The following is a 14876-nucleotide window of genomic DNA, read 5'->3' as shown; positions in this document are numbered from 1 at the left end:
CATGAGAGCCGATAAATCCAGTACACAGTTGAATATGACGCGCCTGCAGCCGGCGCGCTGGGTCCGCTGGGCGCCCTGGCTTGCGCTGGCAGCGTTGCTTGGCCTGCCGCCGCTCGTTTCCGCGTGGCTTTCGCCTGCTGGCGTGCCGCAGGGCTGGCTGCTCGCGTGTCTCGCCCAGGCGGCAACGATGATCGTCTTCGCGCTCTCATACAACCTCCTGCTAGGCGAAACCGGGCTGCTGTCGTTCGGCCACGCGGCGCCCGCGGGGCTCGGGGCGCTCGCCGCTGCACACGTCTTCAATCACTACGCGATTCCACTGCCGCTGCTGCCGCTCGCGGGCGGCGTGGCGGGCGCGGCGGTCGGCGCGGTCATCGCGCTGGTTGCCGCGCGCCGCGCCGGCACCGCGTTCGCCATGATCACGCTCGGGCTGGGCGAACTCGTTGCCGCTGCCGCGTGGGCGCTGCCCGACTGGTTCGGCGGCGAGGCGGGCGTGGCCATCGATCGCGCGAGCGGACCGACCCTGTCAATGGTGGCAACCGCGGCGCCCTGGACCTTCGGACCGGATCGTCAGGCGTACTGGGTAATTGCTGCGTGGTGTCTGGTTGCGAGCGCCACGATTCGCGTGCTGTCGCGCGCGCCGTTCGTGCGCCTCGCCAATGCGGTACGCGACAACCCGGTGCGCGCCGCGTCGCTGGGCGCGTCGCCGGCGCGCGTGCGGACCGCGATGATCGTGCTCGCGGCGAGTTTCGCCGGTGTTGCCGGCACGCTCACGCTCATCAATGTGGAACTGGCCGCCGCCGAAAGCGTCGGCATGATGCGCTCGGCCGCCGTGCTGATCGCGACCGTGACGGGCGGGACCGCGTCGTTCTTCGGGCCGGTGCTCGGCGCGCTGGTGTGGGTCGCGTTCAGCGTGGGCGTGGCAAGCGTGTCGCGGGCCTGGATGCTCTACGTGGGGCTTTTTTTCATCGTCGTGGTGCTGGCGGCGCCCGACGGGCTCGCGGGTCTGGTGGCGCGTCAGCGCGCGGCGCTCGCACGGCACGGTTGGCGGCGTTGCAGCGCGTATTGGGCGCTGGCCGCGCTCGCGGCTGCGTGCGGCGCGCTGGCGCTTGTGCTGGCGGTGCAACGGGCCTACGCGCTGCGCTTCGGCGACGATGCGGCCGGCGCGGGGCTCGCCATGCTGTCGACCCGCGCGGCGTGGGGGCTGGCCGCGGCGATCGTCGCGTTGATGGTCGTGGCGCTCTGGATGGCGCGCCGCGCGCGGCATGCGGTGCGCGTGCTCGATCAGCAAGAGCGGCTCGATCAACTCGACCGGCGCAAGGAGGCGACATGACGCCCGCGCTGCAACTCATCGGCGTCGAAAAGCGCTTTGGCGCGACGGCCGTGCTGCGCGGCGTCGATCTCGAGGTGCGCCGGGGCGAACGCCACGCGTTGATCGGTCCCAATGGCGCGGGCAAGTCCACGCTGTTCAGCCTGATCGCGGGCGAGCAGCGCGCGAACGCGGGGCGCATCGTGTTGCACGGCGACGATGCCACGCGTCTGACGAGCGCCGTGCTGGCCCGGCGCGGCCTTGCGCGCAGCTTCCAGACCACGAGCGTGTTCGAGCGTCTGCCCGTGCACGAGAACTTGCGCTGTGCGGTGCTGGCGTCGCTGCGCGGCGGCGCGGGACTGTCCGCGCGCTGGCTCGGCTCAGCGCGCGCCGACGCGCGCGTGGCCGAACTGCTCGACGCCCTTGGCCTCGCGCACGCCGCGCAACGCGAAGCCGCAGCGCTGAGCTACGCCGAACAACGCGCGCTCGATCTTGGCCTCGCGCTCGCTGGCGGCGCGCATACGTTGCTGCTCGACGAGCCCACCGCCGGCATGAATCGCGCCGAGGCCGCGCGCGCCGTCGATCTGATTCGCGCGACCACGGCGGGAAAGACGGTGTTGCTGATCGAGCACGACATGGACGCGGTGTTCGGCCTTGCCGACCGCGTTTCGGTGCTGGTGCAGGGGCGCGTGATCGCCACCGGAACGCCCGAGGCGATTCGCACCGATGCGGCCGTGCGCGACGCGTATCTGGGCGCACACTTCGATGCCCGCTTCAACGCCCCCGGACACATGAGGCGCGCGCCATGAACGCGCTGCTCGAAGTCGGGAATCTGCGCGCGTGGTACGGCGCGAGCCAGGTGCTGCATGGCGTCGATCTGTGTATCGGCGCGGGGGAGATCGTCGCGCTCGCGGGCCGCAACGGCTCGGGGCGTTCGACGTTCGCGAAGGCGTTGATGTCGATGGTCGAAGCCGAGGGCGTGCGCCGTTTCGCCGGCATGGATCTCGCGCCGCTGCGTACCTTCGAGATCGCGCGGCTGGGCTTGGGCTACGTCGCGGAGCAGCGCGACGTGTTCCCGACACTGACCGTCGACGAGAACCTGAGCCTCGGTCTCGCGAAACGTGGCGCTTCGCGCTTCACCATCGACGACGCGCGCACGCTGTTTCCGATCCTGCTGGAGCGTCGCGGCGCGCGCGCGGGCGTGCTCTCGGGCGGCGAGCAGCAGATGCTCGCGCTGGCCCGCGCGCTCGTGGGAGGCCCCAATCTGCTGATCGTCGACGAACCTGCCGAAGGGCTTTCCGCGCAGATGGCCGCGCGCGTGGGCGCGTGTCTGCGCGCTTGCGCCGCGCGCGGCATCGCGGTGCTGCTCATCGAGCAGCGGCTCGAACTCGCGCCCGGGCTTGCGGACCGCGTCGCGGTGATGGGGCATGGGCGCATTGTGTTCGAGGGCGCGCCGGGGGCGCTCGCGCAGCGCGAGGACATCGTGCGCGACTGGCTAGGCGTGGGCTGATGCCGGTGGCGCATCGGATTTCGCGACGCGTGCGAGCGCCGTCATCGGACCGATGCGCGCGAGCGTTTCGCGTTGTGCCGCATCGCGCACGAACAGCGAGCCCGCGAAGCCGAGCGCGTTCACGGAGATGCCCGCGACGCGCTCCGTTTCGCGCGGCACGACCAGCATCCAGCGGCGCGTGACGAGCAGGTTGTAGGGGGTATGTTGATGCGGCACGCCATCGACGTCGACGATTCCGACGCCCGCTGCATGCAACAGCGCACGGTAGGCATCGAGTGCGCGGTGTGCTTTCTGATCCTCGGCTTCTTCGGCAGCATTGCTGGCCAGATCGAGCCGCGCGAAAGCGTGCGCGAAGGGCAGCCCCGGCACACGGCCGCTATGGGGCGCAACCGCGTCGAGCAGCGTTTCGATTGGCACCGATGCGCCGGCCCCATCGAGCGGCAGTGGCACGGCCTGAAGATGCTTGTGCGGCTGGCTCGCGCCGGCCTCCGGGCCGCCGTTGTAAAACCCCAGCGCAGCGTAGCCGCGCAGCACGACGAACAGCGCCGCGAAATCGGCATGATCGAGCAGCGCTTCCTGCGGCACGAAGTGGCGCGTGACGATCAACAGGTGCTCGTCGAGCACGTTGTATTTGTTGAGCAGAGCTACATGTGTCGCCGAAAGATCGCCCACGCACAGGTCGTCGTCATAGGGCAGAAAGGGGTTGCGTCGCGGTGGCGTCGGCGTTTTCAGCGCGCCTTGCGAAGGTGCATGCGCGTGCCGCGCCGCCTCCTTGCGCGCGAGACTCGACACCTCGCGAACGGCAAAGCGCATGCCGCCATCGTCGATATGCGTGAGCGTGGTTTCGATGGGCTGCAGCGCGCCGCACTGCAACGCGTGGCGCGTGCGTTGCGCGATCGCGTCGCGCAGCGTGCGTGCCGTGAGCAGGCGCGCGGCCATCGGCGCTCAAGCCTTGTAGCCGATCGCGCGCAGCAGGTCGAGGCGCCAGCGCACGTCTTCCCCAGTTTCGACGCCGAGCGGCGGCTCGCCATCCACCACGCCGATAATGCCGCGCCCCTTGTCGGTCTCGGCGATCAGCACTTCGGTCGGATTGGCGGTCGCGCAAAAAATGCGGCAGACCTCGGGCACGGCTTTCACGGCATTGAGCACGTTGACGGGGAAGTAGCCGTCGCCGAGAAAAATGATGAAACTGTGGCCCGCCGCGATGCGCAGCGCGTTGTCGGCGGCCATTTCGATGAGCGCGTCGCTGGTGCCCGAGCGGCGCACGAGACGCTTGCCCGAGGCCTCGCAGAACCCGAGGCCGAACTGAATGCCGGGCACCGCGCCGTAGAGCGCTTCGTGCAGGTCTTCGACCGTTTTGATGAAGTGCGATTGGCCGAGGATGAAGTTGGTGGCTTCGGGCTTGACGATTTCTACCGTGGACAGTTGCATGGCGGACCTCCCGCGCGGCAGCGGTTTGATTCAAGAAGCCTAGTACGAAGTCGCCGCGTGTCCAAGGCGAGGGCCTTTGGCCATTTCATGCACTGCCGCAATGGAAAACGGCCGGCGCCCCTGCGGGCAACCGGCCGTGGTTCACGCCTGTCGTTGATCCATTACGCGCTTTGGCCCTCAGGCCGCTTTCTTCGCGCGCTTGCCCTCCACATCGGGCAGGAGCACCGTGAGGATGCCGATGAGCGGCAGGAACGAGCAGACCTTATAGACGAAGTTGATGCTGGTGGCGTCGGCCAACTGGCCGAGTACCGCCGCGCCAATGCCGCCGAGGCCGAACGCGAAGCCGAAGAACAGCCCCGCGACCATGCCCACCTTGCCGGGAATCAGCTCTTGCGCATAGACGAGGATGGCCGAGAACGCCGAGGCGAGCACCACGCCGATGATCACGGAGAGCACGCTGGTCCAGAACAGATTCGCATAGGGCAGCAGGAGCGTGAACGGCGCGACGCCCAGAATCGAGCCCCAGATCACGTACTTGCGGCCGATGCGATCGCCCACCGGGCCGCCGATGATGGTGCCGGCCGCCACCGCCGCGAGGAAGATGAACAGATGAATCTGCGCGGTCTGCACGGACAGATGGAAGCGGTCGATCAGATAGAACGTGAAGTAGCTGTTGATGCTCGCGAGGTAGAAGTACTTTGAGAACACCAGCAGCACGAGAATGCCCATGGCTGCGGCCACATGGCGGCGCGAGAGCGCGGCGTGCGGAACCTCGGCGCGCTTCTTCTTCATCGCCGGATGGGCCTTGTACCAGCGGCCGATTTGCGTGAGCACGACGATTGCGACGAGCGCTGCCACCGAGAACCACGCGATGCTGCGCTGGCCGTGCGGAATCACGATCGCGGCGGCGAGCAGCGGCCCAAGCGAGGTACCCGCGTTGCCGCCCACCTGGAACAGCGACTGTGCGAGGCCGTGGCGGCCACCCGAAGCCATGCGCGCGACACGCGAGGATTCCGGATGGAACACCGAGGAGCCGCAGCCCACCAGCGACGCCGCGACCAGCAACACCGGGAAGCTCGGCGCCACTGACATCAGCAGCAGGCCGCACAGCGTGAAGCCCATGCCGACGGGCAGGGAGTACGGCATCGGCCGCTTGTCGGTAAAGACGCCCACGAGCGGTTGCAGCATCGAGGCCGTGATCTGGTAGGTGAGCGTAATGAGGCCGATCTGCGTGAACGACAGCGAGAAGTTGTCCTTGAGCATCGGGTAGATGGCCAGGATCAACGACTGGATCATGTCGTTGAGCAGATGCGAAAAGCTGATCGCGCCGAGCACGGAGTACACGGTGCGCTGCACGCTGGACGCGGGCGTCGCCGATGGCGCGGACGCAGGCGCGGCGCGCTTGTCGAGGCTGGTTTCCATATTGTCGATAAGCGAAAAGGCTTCACGCGGGCGCAGCGTCCGGAGCGGGGTTCATGAACGCATGAAGCGCCCGGCGCGGCGATGGCGTGAAAAGGTCATGTATATGAGTTATGAAGCGCAGTGTAATGTGTCTCGACTGAACAGTCCGGACATATTTTGTCGAGAATCGGTCATTCATGGCCGATTCTCTTCCATGACCTTTCGTTCACATTTCGCCCATCGGCCCTCGCGGACCTTGCCTGTCTTGCTATGACGACCCGATACGCCTCGCGAGCAGCGTGCGCGCCACGCCGCCGAGCGTGTACATGAACTCGGTGTCGAGCCCGGCTGTCGCGGCCTCGTGGGGTGCAATCCCGGCACCCGCAAAGAACGCCGCGACGAGGGCCGCGACAGTGTCCTCCTGCGTCATGGGCAAAGGCTGTGCGGTGCTCGCCGCGTGACGCTCCAGCGGGTCGATGATGTCGGCGGGCATGGGTGCGGCGCGGTTTTCGGATCGTGCCGGCGCGGTCGCTCCGGGGAACGAGGCGCGCAGTACCGCGAACCGGTCGTCGGCCGCCTCGGGCGTTTGGCGCGGCGCGGGGCGTGCCCGCGAGTCGACGGCTTCATGCCGCCTTGGCTCGGAGGGAGGCGTGGTTCTGGGCGTCGCTACGTCGGGCGTCACTACGTCGGGCGTCGCTACGCCGGACATCGTCATGCCGGACATGGCGCCGCTCGCACCAGACGCCGCAGCGCGGGCGCCGGGCGCAGGCATGGGCGGCGCCATTGCGGCTCGCGACACGGCTGCGTTGTTGGATCGAAGCGACTGTCCGGCGAATGTCATCGGCGTCACATCGTGCAGCCCGGCGCCGAAATGCGTGTCGTAGCGGACTTTCATGGGTACGGACGCTTGTTCCGCAGCGGCGTTCCACTGGGTGTCGCCGGGCTGCTGATCGACGGCAGGGTTGGCAGGGGCGGCGGGAGCGGCTTGGTCCGGCGCGTCGGCCAGGCCGTGGATCTCGAAGGGGTCTCGCGATAACGGCGCGATGTTGGGCGCGATGTTGGCCGCATGACCCGCCGCGCCCGTTCGCAGGGCGTCGTCATGATGCTCTGGCATGAGCGTCGAGACATTCATCGAGAATGCACTGTGCAGTTCGTTCGGCATGCGTCGTTCATTCATATGAGAACGGGGCTCCAAAGGGGCGGGCGGGCTGTCGGCCCGTGGGGTCAGGCTGACTTCTTCGCCAAAGAGGTCGGCGGCTTGCGGATTGTGCGTGCCTGGCCATGCGCGGTTGACGGAGCCGAACAGCGCCAGCGGGTCCACCGGCATATCCGTCAGGTCGCCGAACGCGATCGGCGACTCGAGCAGCGTGCTGCCGTCCGAGAGCCAGCCGGCCGAGGGCGCACCGGAGAGCGGGCCGGTTTCTTGACGCGGCAGGTGTAGCGCTTCCGGTGCCGTTGCTGGCGCCGATGCGGCTTTGGTGGCGTCCATCGGCCGGGAAGGGATGTCGGCGCGCCAATCGGGGGCCACGAGTCCAGGCGCCACGCGCAGCACGTACGGGCCGAGACCGATGAAGTCGCCCACGCCCACGCGCATGTCGCCGCCGGGCATGAGTGGCTTGCCGTTGACGGTCAGCGTGCCGCGCTCGCTGATGTTGCGCATGCGCCAGCCGCCGCTCACGCAGCGCAGATCCGCGTGGTGGGCAGCGACGCCGCTCGTGTCGTCGGGCAGCACGAGGGTATTGGCGGGCCCGGCGCCGATGGTGCCTCCGGTCGCGCCGAATTCGGTGCCGATGGCATTAACGGGGGCAGCGCCATTGCAGGTGAGCACGGAAATCTTGATGCCGAAACTGGATTGTTCAGTCATGGGATGGGCTCGCAGAGCAGAACAGGGGAAGTGCCGCGGGCATGCCAGCGCGCCGCGTCAAGCGGGGCAGCGGAAGGCAAGCAGTTCGGCGCGGTGCAGGGGGTCGCCGCCGGCCGTGCCCGCTGCGAGGCGAAGCGTGAGCTTGTGGCCGCCGATGTCGAAAGTGGCGCTCTGGCTGTCCGCAGTATCGCCAGCGGCGATCTGCGCTTTGTCGAACAGGCGCTGCAGGGCCCACGGCCCTTCGCCCTGCAGCGTCTGCGGTCCGCCTACGGTGTTGATCTCCAGCGTCACGCGCTGGGTGCTGTCGGCGGACCATTTGACAAGGAGCGGCGCGGACGGCCCGTGCGCGTAACGCAGCGTCTGTGCGCCCACGGTGAGCGAGTACTGCAGGATGTCAGGATCGGTTTCCTGCGGCGTGAGCACGACTTCGAAGGCCGGGCTGCGGCCGTTCGATCCGAAGTAGATGTCGCGGATCTTCGCGGCCTGGCTGAAGGTGTCGAGTATCCGGGCGTCGCGCGGGGCGGCGGACGCGGCGAAACCCATGCCGTCTGCGCTCGCTACGGCGAGCGGCCGGAAGCGCCAGCGCGGGCCGTTCGCATCGGTCTGGGCGGCGAGATTTTTCTGGAAGTAGTCGTCGAGCACGCCACCAGAAGCGAACAGCCGCGTGAATTCGTCAGGTGGCATGTCGCGGGCGACGTTGCGCACGAATGGGTAGCGTCCGGCGATCATCTGCCGGCAGACGTTGCCGACGCCATTGGTGGTTTGCTCCGTGAGCGTTTGCCGTGCCGACGCGCTCACGCCTTGCACTGCGTTGCGCGACAAATCGCTCAGGAGCTCGCGCAAAGGTACGGGCAGCCGGCCCGCATCGGCCTGCAATTTGGCGAACACGTCGGTCGCGGGCGGTACGCCGCCGCTTGCGAGTGCGGCGCTCGCGGAGGTCAGGTAGCTGTACAGCGCATCGACGTTTTGCAGGACTGTATCGAGCGGCGCGCCGCCGCGCCCGTCCGGGCCCTGTCCGGCAACGAGCTGGCGCAGCGCGGCGAAGTGCGCATCGACGATGGTTTCGGTCGGGGCATCCTGGCCGGCCGGTACGCTATCCGCCGGATTCTTGCCGAATACGGCTTCGAGCGAATGGCGCGCGACGTCCATGCGTTGTCGCCAGCGCGCGGCAAGTTGCGGCTTGCCCGCTTCCGTGCGCAACAGCTGGGTTTCCTTCGCGGCGACCTGTAACAGGTTGCGCAGCGGAGAATCGGGCGCGGAGAGCACGCGTGCGCGCTGGATGCTCTGCTCCATCGACGGTGCTGGCGCGAGCCGTAAATCGCCGAGATAGCTGTCCCATGTCGCCACGTATTCGTTTAGATAGAGGCGCCGGGCCTGCTCTGTCCATCCCGCGAGCTTGGCATTGTCCGCTTTCGCAGCGCCCGCGATGCCGAGTACCCAAGCGTCGTCGCGGGCGAGCGAGGCTGTCACTTCGCCAAGCCGCTTGTCGACGGTGTCCCAGTAGCCGCGGTAGGTGTAGAGCGGCGCGATGCCGTCGGTCAGCGGCTTGCCGCTCGCGCGCACGAAGACCAGCGCCGCTTGCGGGCCGCCGGCTTCGGCGAAAGTGACTGGGGGCGCGCGCATCGTGCGCAGCAGTTCGCGGCGCAGAACGCGCCAGGTCCGCTCGGGCAGCGGGACCTGGGCCACGCGCGCGCGCACGGCGTCGACGAGCGCCTGATTGACCGGCTGTGCGAACGGCCCCGCAGCCGCAATGCTGCGCGAGGCGAACAGGTTCGACAAGTGCGTGTCGATCTGCGTGCGCTCGGCCTGCGTCGTGCTGGCGGGCAGGGTGCGCTGGATGTCGAGCGAGAGCCAGGCGGCGACGAAGCTGCCGTCATAGTGCTCCGGATCGTGCAGCATCAAATACGCCTTCAGCGCGGCGTAGTCGTACTCGATGTCGTTGGTGGGCGCGCCGGAGAGCAGTTGCTCCAGGTGAGCCGAAACGAGCGGCAGCAGCTTCTCGTGAAGCGCGCGCTGATAGGCGTCCTCGGCGGCTTCGCGGATGCGCGTTCCCTGAAAGAGCCCCAAGCGATAGCGAAAGAAGGGCGGCGACTCGGCATCGAAGCGTGGCGAGTCGGGCAGCGCTTTCAGCGCGTCGAGCATCGGCGCGAGGATTTGCGGGTCGGCGGCTTCGAGCGGCTGGGACGAGTCGCGCTTGAAGGTGGCGACGCGCGCATCGATTTCGTCAAGGTAGGCACGGTTATTCGCATAACTGAATATCAAGCCGGCCGCGAGCGACGCGAGCATCACGATGGCGATGGTCGCCAGCACGGTTTGCCAAAGCGCGTTGCGGCGGCGCTCGGCGCGGCTCACGCCTGCAAAGCCGGTGTCGGCGAACAGCACGTCGCGCAACAGCGACTTGATGAAAAAGCCGTTGCGCTCGGCGGGTCCGGCCGGCACGGCGGGTGCCGCGAATTCGCGCTGCGGCACCGACATGCCGGGCGAGGCGCTCAGCACGCAATCGGTGGTCGAGGGGCCATTGCGCGCAGCGGTGAAGTAAATGCCGCGCAAATGCAGCGGCGCATCGAAGCGCGACTCGCGAAAGAGGCTTTCGCAGAACGCCGCGATGGCCTGCCGTACGACGTCGAACTGCTGCGGGAACAGATACGCGTGGGCGCGTGCGTCGGCGTCCGGCTCGGCATCGAGCGCGGCGCACAGTCCGTCGTCGAGACGCTTCGCAAGTTCCGCGAGGCCGTTGTGGGCCGACCACAGCGGGTTGCCGGGGCGCGGATCCGAGAGCGCATAACCGATGCCCCACGCCGCCTCGCGCGCTTCATCGCCAAGGTTGCGGAAGTAGTCGGAAAACCCGCGCAGCCGGTCCATCCGCGTGACGCAGACATACACGGGCACGCGCACGTCGAGCCGCGTCTGCATGGCGCGCAGCGTCCGCGCGAGCCGCTCGGCGCACGCCGTGCGTTCGGGCGCGCTCATGGTGACGAGCGTGTCGGCGGCCACGGTCAGCAGCACGCCGTTGAGCGGCTGGCGGGGCCGATAGCGCCGCAGCAGCCCGGTGAGCGTGGTCCAGATGCCGTGCGGTTCCGGCGTGCCGTCCTGGCGCGTCTCCAGCGTGTCGCGCGGGGTATCGACGAGCACCGCTTCGTCGGCGTACCACCAGTCGCACTGCGTCGTGGGCGGCACCAGCGCGCCTTCGGGAAGCGGGCCATGCAGACGCAATCCGCTGCCGGCGAGCAGGCTCGTCTTGCCCGAGTCGGCGCTGCCCGCGACCACGATCCACGGCAGGCGGTATTTGCTGCGACCGGTCAGGTGGTCGATCCACACCGCCACGCGCGATGTGGACGGCGCGCAGTCGCGCAGCCGCTTGAGCGCGTCGAGCAGACGCGCGCGCAACTCGACGAGACGCTCTGCGTTGGGCCCGATCTCGGCTGCAGCCTGCTCGCGGCGCAGACGGCGGCGTTCGCGCCAGCGTGCAATCGGCCCGGTTTTGCCCGCGCGCGAGCGCAGGCGCCGCCAGAGCCACCAGAGCCAGCAGGCCAGCAATACGGCGATTACGATCGCGCGTGCGCGCCGGCTTTGCAGCGGCAGGCTTTCGCCGAATGCGACGAGCGGCCCGTCGAACCAGATCCACGCGGCGAGGAGTAGCACGGCAATGCTGATCCACAGCAGCGAGGAGGTGAGGAATTGGAAGAAGCGTCTCAGTAAATTCATGAAGAGCGGGAAGGCGAGGGAGCGGATGTGCCGCGCTTGAGGAACAGCACGATGTCCACGCGACGGTTATGCGCGCGGCCTGCTGGCGTGGCATTGGTGTCGATCGGTTGCGAGTCGCCGGCGCCTTCGGCTTTGATTGACCGGTTGCCGGCAAGGCCGGCGGCGAGGAGCGCATCCTTGACCGAGTTGGCGCGGGCCACGGAGAGCGCCGTGTTCGAGCCGATCGCAGCCGTGCGCACGGGCTGGTTGTCCGTGTGGCCCGTGACGCTCAGGTCGCCCGGAAAGCGGTTCAGCGCGTCGGCGATCCGGCCAACGGTGGGCTGATAAGCCGGCACGATCGCGGCAGCGCCGGAGGCGAATGCGCCGTCGCCGCGAATCGCGATGATCGTGCGGTCCTCCGTGCTGCGCACAGTGAGCCGGCCCGAGGCGATGTCGGTCGCGAGCCAGCGGGCGATGTCGTTGGACACCGGAGCCACCACCTCGGGCAGGCGCAATGCGGAGATGGCTGCCTCGGTGCGGGTCGCGCGTGCGTCGATGGCGAAGCGGAACCCCGCGAGGCACAGGGCGGCCAGCAGTGCGGCGCTGGCGACCCACACCCACGGCGGCAGACCGAAGCGCAGGCGCGCCGCAGCCGCGGCGTCCGGCGCGCGCGATTGCGCGGACAGCGCCTTCGGCACGGGCGCGCGCGTGGTGCTGAGCAGGCGATAGAGGCGGTGGCGCAGCCCTTCAAGCTTGACCGCGCCATCGCGCATCACGTGGTAGCGCCCCTGGAAGCCGAGCGCGAGGCAGACATACTGCAGCTCCATCAGGTCGACGTGCAGTTGCGGTTGCGCCGACAAGCGTGCGAGCAGCTGAAAGAATTTCTCGCCGCCCCAGGTTTCGTTATGAAACGCGACCAGCAATCCGTAGGATGACCAGGCATGTGCGCGGCCCCAGGGCGTGAGCGCAACCGCTTCGTCGAGCGCCGTGCACAGGCAGTAGCGCGCGGCGACGATGGTTTCCGGCGACAACCCGGCTTGCTGGGCATGGGACTGGAACGCCCGCATTTCCCGCATCAGTTGCTCGCGCAGCGCACGCGGCTCGGTTGGGGTTTGCAGCCGGATCTGCACGATGGCGTCGAGCAGCCGGCTGGCGAGCGACACCAGCCGATTGCGCGGGGACGGGTCGCGCACGGCGGACGTAGGTATGGGGGAGGGCGCTTGAGGGTTGCGCGCGGCATCGAGAGGCATATCGTTGGGCGACGAGGCAACGGAGTTCATGGCTCAGTGAAGAGGGCGAGGGCAGCACCAGGCGCGATGTCCTCGGGCGCGCTAACGGCGGATCGCCCAGCAGGTCATCGTGAGCCCGGGCAACTCGCCGGCGACATGCAGCGCGAGCCCGGCCGACTGTTCGAGCTGCTTCCACAAATCGCCGGCCGATTCGAGCTCGAAGTAGTGAAAGCCCGCGTGATAAGGGATCTGGCGTGGCGCGGCGGGCAGCAGACGCAGGCCGATGCCGGGCAGTTGCAGGTGCACGAGATCGGCGAGACGTTCCACCGGGCCGATCTTGATTTGCGCGGGAAAGCGCGAGCGCATCGTCTCGGCGGGCAGTTCCGCCTGGACTGCGAGCACGAAGCCCGCGTCGCGCAGCAAGTCCAGCGACGGCACTTCGGCGACCCATACGCGATGGGCCCGCTCGTGCAGCGGCAACGCCACGGCATGCTGCTCCAGCACGATCGAAAGGGCCGTGCGCAACTGCGCCATCAGCGGCGCGAAGCTACCGTGCAAATCGTCGTGTCGATAGACCGGGCGCAACGCGGGCGTGCGCGCGTCGCTCGTATAGGTGCTGAGTTCGAACGCGAGCCGCAGCCATTCGCGGAACCAGCTATGCGGATGGCTGTGGTTGTTGGAGAGCGCGCGCGAGGTATCGGCGAGCGCGCGGTTGACGAGCGCCAGCAGCAGGAATTCCGCAACTTCGGCCACGCCCGCCCGCGCCGGCTGCGCGATGCGCTGCGCGAGCGCCTGGGCGCGCTGTTCCAGCAGCCCGTGCAGCTCGCCCGCATAGCCTTGCAGCACTGGGTGACGGCTCGCGACGAGCATAGGCGGCACGTAGCGCGGATCGAGCACTACGCGGTTGTCAGCAAGCCGCTCGCGCACGCGCGCAACGCCGAGCGTTTGCCACTCGCCGCCAAGCTGCGAGGCGAGCGCGAGCCGCACGCGCGGGCGGGCGAGGTCCAGCGTGGCGGGGCCGAGCGCGACGGCGTTGGTATCCGCGACCTCGGAAGTGCAAACACCGTATCGCGCGATTGACTCGTCCTGCTCTTCAAAGATGATGTCTTCGGCACCGGCGCGCTGGACCGGCCAAGCGAGCACGACGAGCTCGCCATCGGCGCTCGTCGGAATGTCGAGCGGGGCGGGCAGGTCATCGGCATTCGTCAGGTCGAACGGCGTACCGTCCGGGAAGATGCCTTGTGCGCCGAGGACAGCGATTTTGCCGAGCGCAAGGGCATCCGGGTCGAGCCCGAGTGCGGCGAATCCCCAGAACGGCCCCTCGAGCGCGCCGCAGCGCTGCTGCACATAACCTTCGAGATAGCGCTCGAGTTGCTGGAAATGCTGGGGCCGTAGATACATGCCTTCCGACCAGACAACCTTGCTGCGCGAGGTGTGCGGATTGCGTAGGGGCGGGGCGTCAGGCGCTGCATCATGCAATGCATCGTAGGTGCTCATTGATTTTTTCCGTTCAATTCTGAAACGAGACTGCGTTCGCCCACGCTCAGCGTAATGGTGGGCGGATCGGGCGCGAATGGCCAGACGATCGAGACCAGCATGCCGCGGCGCTGGGCGTGCACTTCCACCGAGCTGCGCCACGCGCTTTGCTCCAGTTGCCGATAACCGGCGACGAAGCCCACCGCGCGAACCATTTCGTTGGCGCGCCGCTTGACGATGCGGCGCTCGCCGGGTACGACCACCATCTGTTCGAGCGATACGAGGTCTTCGCCCAAGGTCTCTTTCGCGCGATCCTGGAGCGCCGGGAAGCTCGCGAGGTCGAAGGCGTCGGTGGACTTGAGTTCGTAGACACCGACGAGAATCGGCGCGGGCCGGCCGCGGCTGTCCAGGTTCACGAGCTTGTCCACCGAAATGTGCACGCTGTAGGCCGTGGCGTCGCTCGCGGGCGGCTTGGTGGACGAGCAGCCGGTCACGGCGAGCGCGCCGAGCGTGGCGATCCAGCGGCGGCGCGCGGGATCGGCGAGGGACGTGGCCGCGCCGGGCGGAGGGTTGGGAGTGCTCATCAGCTAAAGACGTAGACGATGTATTGACTCGCCGAGGTGCCGGTGCCCTGCGTGTTCGTTGAGTTTTGCGTGGTGGGGTCGGTGTTGCGTGTCACCTGACAGCCGCATACGAACACCTTGCTTGAGCCGTTGGTGTTGCGGTTGGATGACTGAACCGTGCCGGACGCGACGCCGCCCATCGAGCCACCCGCATCGCCCTTGGTGGACGGGATAACGGTTGCCGTGTTGTGGATCGGGCCGCCTCCCACCTGGATGTGGGGGACGTTGGGAATTGCCTCGCTGCGGGTTGCGTGATTGCCGTAACCGACCGGCGTGCCGAAGGGCGGCGTGGCGTTTACGCTGACTGCGTCGTTGCCGCCGCCGGCACTCGAATTGACCATGACCATATTGT

At 68.2% G+C, this 14876-nt stretch carries 12 protein-coding genes; 3 read left to right on the top strand and 9 right to left on the bottom strand.

All coding sequences use genetic code 11. The features are described 5' to 3' along the window. Window position 1 precedes the first annotated feature (1 nt). The 3 genes from HV773_RS24690 to HV773_RS24680 are packed head-to-tail and all read left to right on the top strand — an operon-like array spanning window position 2 to window position 2816. Entirely contained in the window at window positions 2-1330 is a 1329-nt protein-coding gene (locus HV773_RS24690) for a branched-chain amino acid ABC transporter permease (RefSeq protein WP_129561648.1), read from the top strand. Next, a complete protein-coding gene (locus tag HV773_RS24685; RefSeq protein ID WP_129561649.1) occupies window positions 1327-2115 on the top strand; it encodes an ABC transporter ATP-binding protein in 789 nt (262 codons plus the stop codon). Before HV773_RS24690 ends, HV773_RS24685 begins: the two co-directional genes overlap by 4 nt. Continuing rightward, window positions 2112-2816: an ABC transporter ATP-binding protein gene (locus HV773_RS24680; RefSeq protein ID WP_129561650.1), complete on the top strand. Its 705-nt coding sequence runs from the start codon at window positions 2112-2114 to the stop codon at window positions 2814-2816. The genes HV773_RS24685 and HV773_RS24680 overlap by 4 nt, the downstream gene beginning before the upstream one ends. Here the strand turns inward: HV773_RS24680 and HV773_RS24675 are convergent. From HV773_RS24675 to HV773_RS24635, 9 genes are all read right to left on the bottom strand, one after another. After that, on the bottom strand, window positions 2802-3755 hold the full coding sequence (locus HV773_RS24675) for an ATP adenylyltransferase family protein (protein WP_129561651.1): 954 nt from the start codon (window positions 3753-3755) through the stop codon (window positions 2802-2804). The genes HV773_RS24680 and HV773_RS24675 overlap by 15 nt on opposite strands. A gap of 6 nt (window positions 3756-3761) precedes the next feature. Then, the gene (locus HV773_RS24670; protein WP_129561652.1) at window positions 3762-4247 is read right to left on the bottom strand and encodes an adenosine-specific kinase; all 486 of its coding nucleotides are present in this window, start codon (window positions 4245-4247) and stop codon (window positions 3762-3764) included. Between the two features lie 177 nt (window positions 4248-4424). Beyond that, window positions 4425-5669 (bottom strand): MFS transporter, encoded by a 1245-nt coding sequence (locus HV773_RS24665; protein WP_129561653.1) that lies wholly within the window; start codon window positions 5667-5669, stop codon window positions 4425-4427. Between the two features lie 247 nt (window positions 5670-5916). Beyond that, window positions 5917-7512 carry an FHA domain-containing protein gene (locus HV773_RS24660; protein ID WP_129561654.1) on the bottom strand — a complete coding sequence of 532 codons (1596 nt, stop codon included), beginning with the start codon at window positions 7510-7512 and terminating at the stop codon, window positions 5917-5919. Window positions 7513-7569: 57 nt separating this feature from the next. Continuing rightward, entirely contained in the window at window positions 7570-11217 is a 3648-nt protein-coding gene (gene tssM, locus HV773_RS24655; RefSeq protein ID WP_129561655.1) for a type VI secretion system membrane subunit TssM, read from the bottom strand. Then, window positions 11214-12476: a type IVB secretion system protein IcmH/DotU gene (gene icmH / locus HV773_RS24650; RefSeq protein ID WP_129561656.1), complete on the bottom strand. Its 1263-nt coding sequence runs from the start codon at window positions 12474-12476 to the stop codon at window positions 11214-11216. The genes tssM and icmH overlap by 4 nt, the downstream gene beginning before the upstream one ends. A gap of 51 nt (window positions 12477-12527) precedes the next feature. Next, window positions 12528-13922 (bottom strand): type VI secretion system baseplate subunit TssK, encoded by a 1395-nt coding sequence (gene tssK, locus HV773_RS24645; RefSeq protein WP_129561657.1) that lies wholly within the window; start codon window positions 13920-13922, stop codon window positions 12528-12530. Next, on the bottom strand, window positions 13919-14485 hold the full coding sequence (tssJ, locus tag HV773_RS24640) for a type VI secretion system lipoprotein TssJ (RefSeq protein WP_129561658.1): 567 nt from the start codon (window positions 14483-14485) through the stop codon (window positions 13919-13921). The genes tssK and tssJ overlap by 4 nt, the downstream gene beginning before the upstream one ends. Next, entirely contained in the window at window positions 14485-14871 is a 387-nt protein-coding gene (locus HV773_RS24635) for a PAAR-like domain-containing protein (RefSeq protein WP_129563304.1), read from the bottom strand. The genes tssJ and HV773_RS24635 overlap by 1 nt, the downstream gene beginning before the upstream one ends. Window positions 14872-14876: the final 5 nt, after the last annotated feature.

It is taken from the genome of Paraburkholderia caffeinitolerans (assembly GCF_902859945.1).
GTDB lineage: Bacteria > Pseudomonadota > Gammaproteobacteria > Burkholderiales > Burkholderiaceae > Paraburkholderia > Paraburkholderia caffeinitolerans.
The sequence above is the reverse complement of the archived record's forward strand: the minus strand, read 5'-3'. Positions and strand labels throughout refer to the sequence as shown.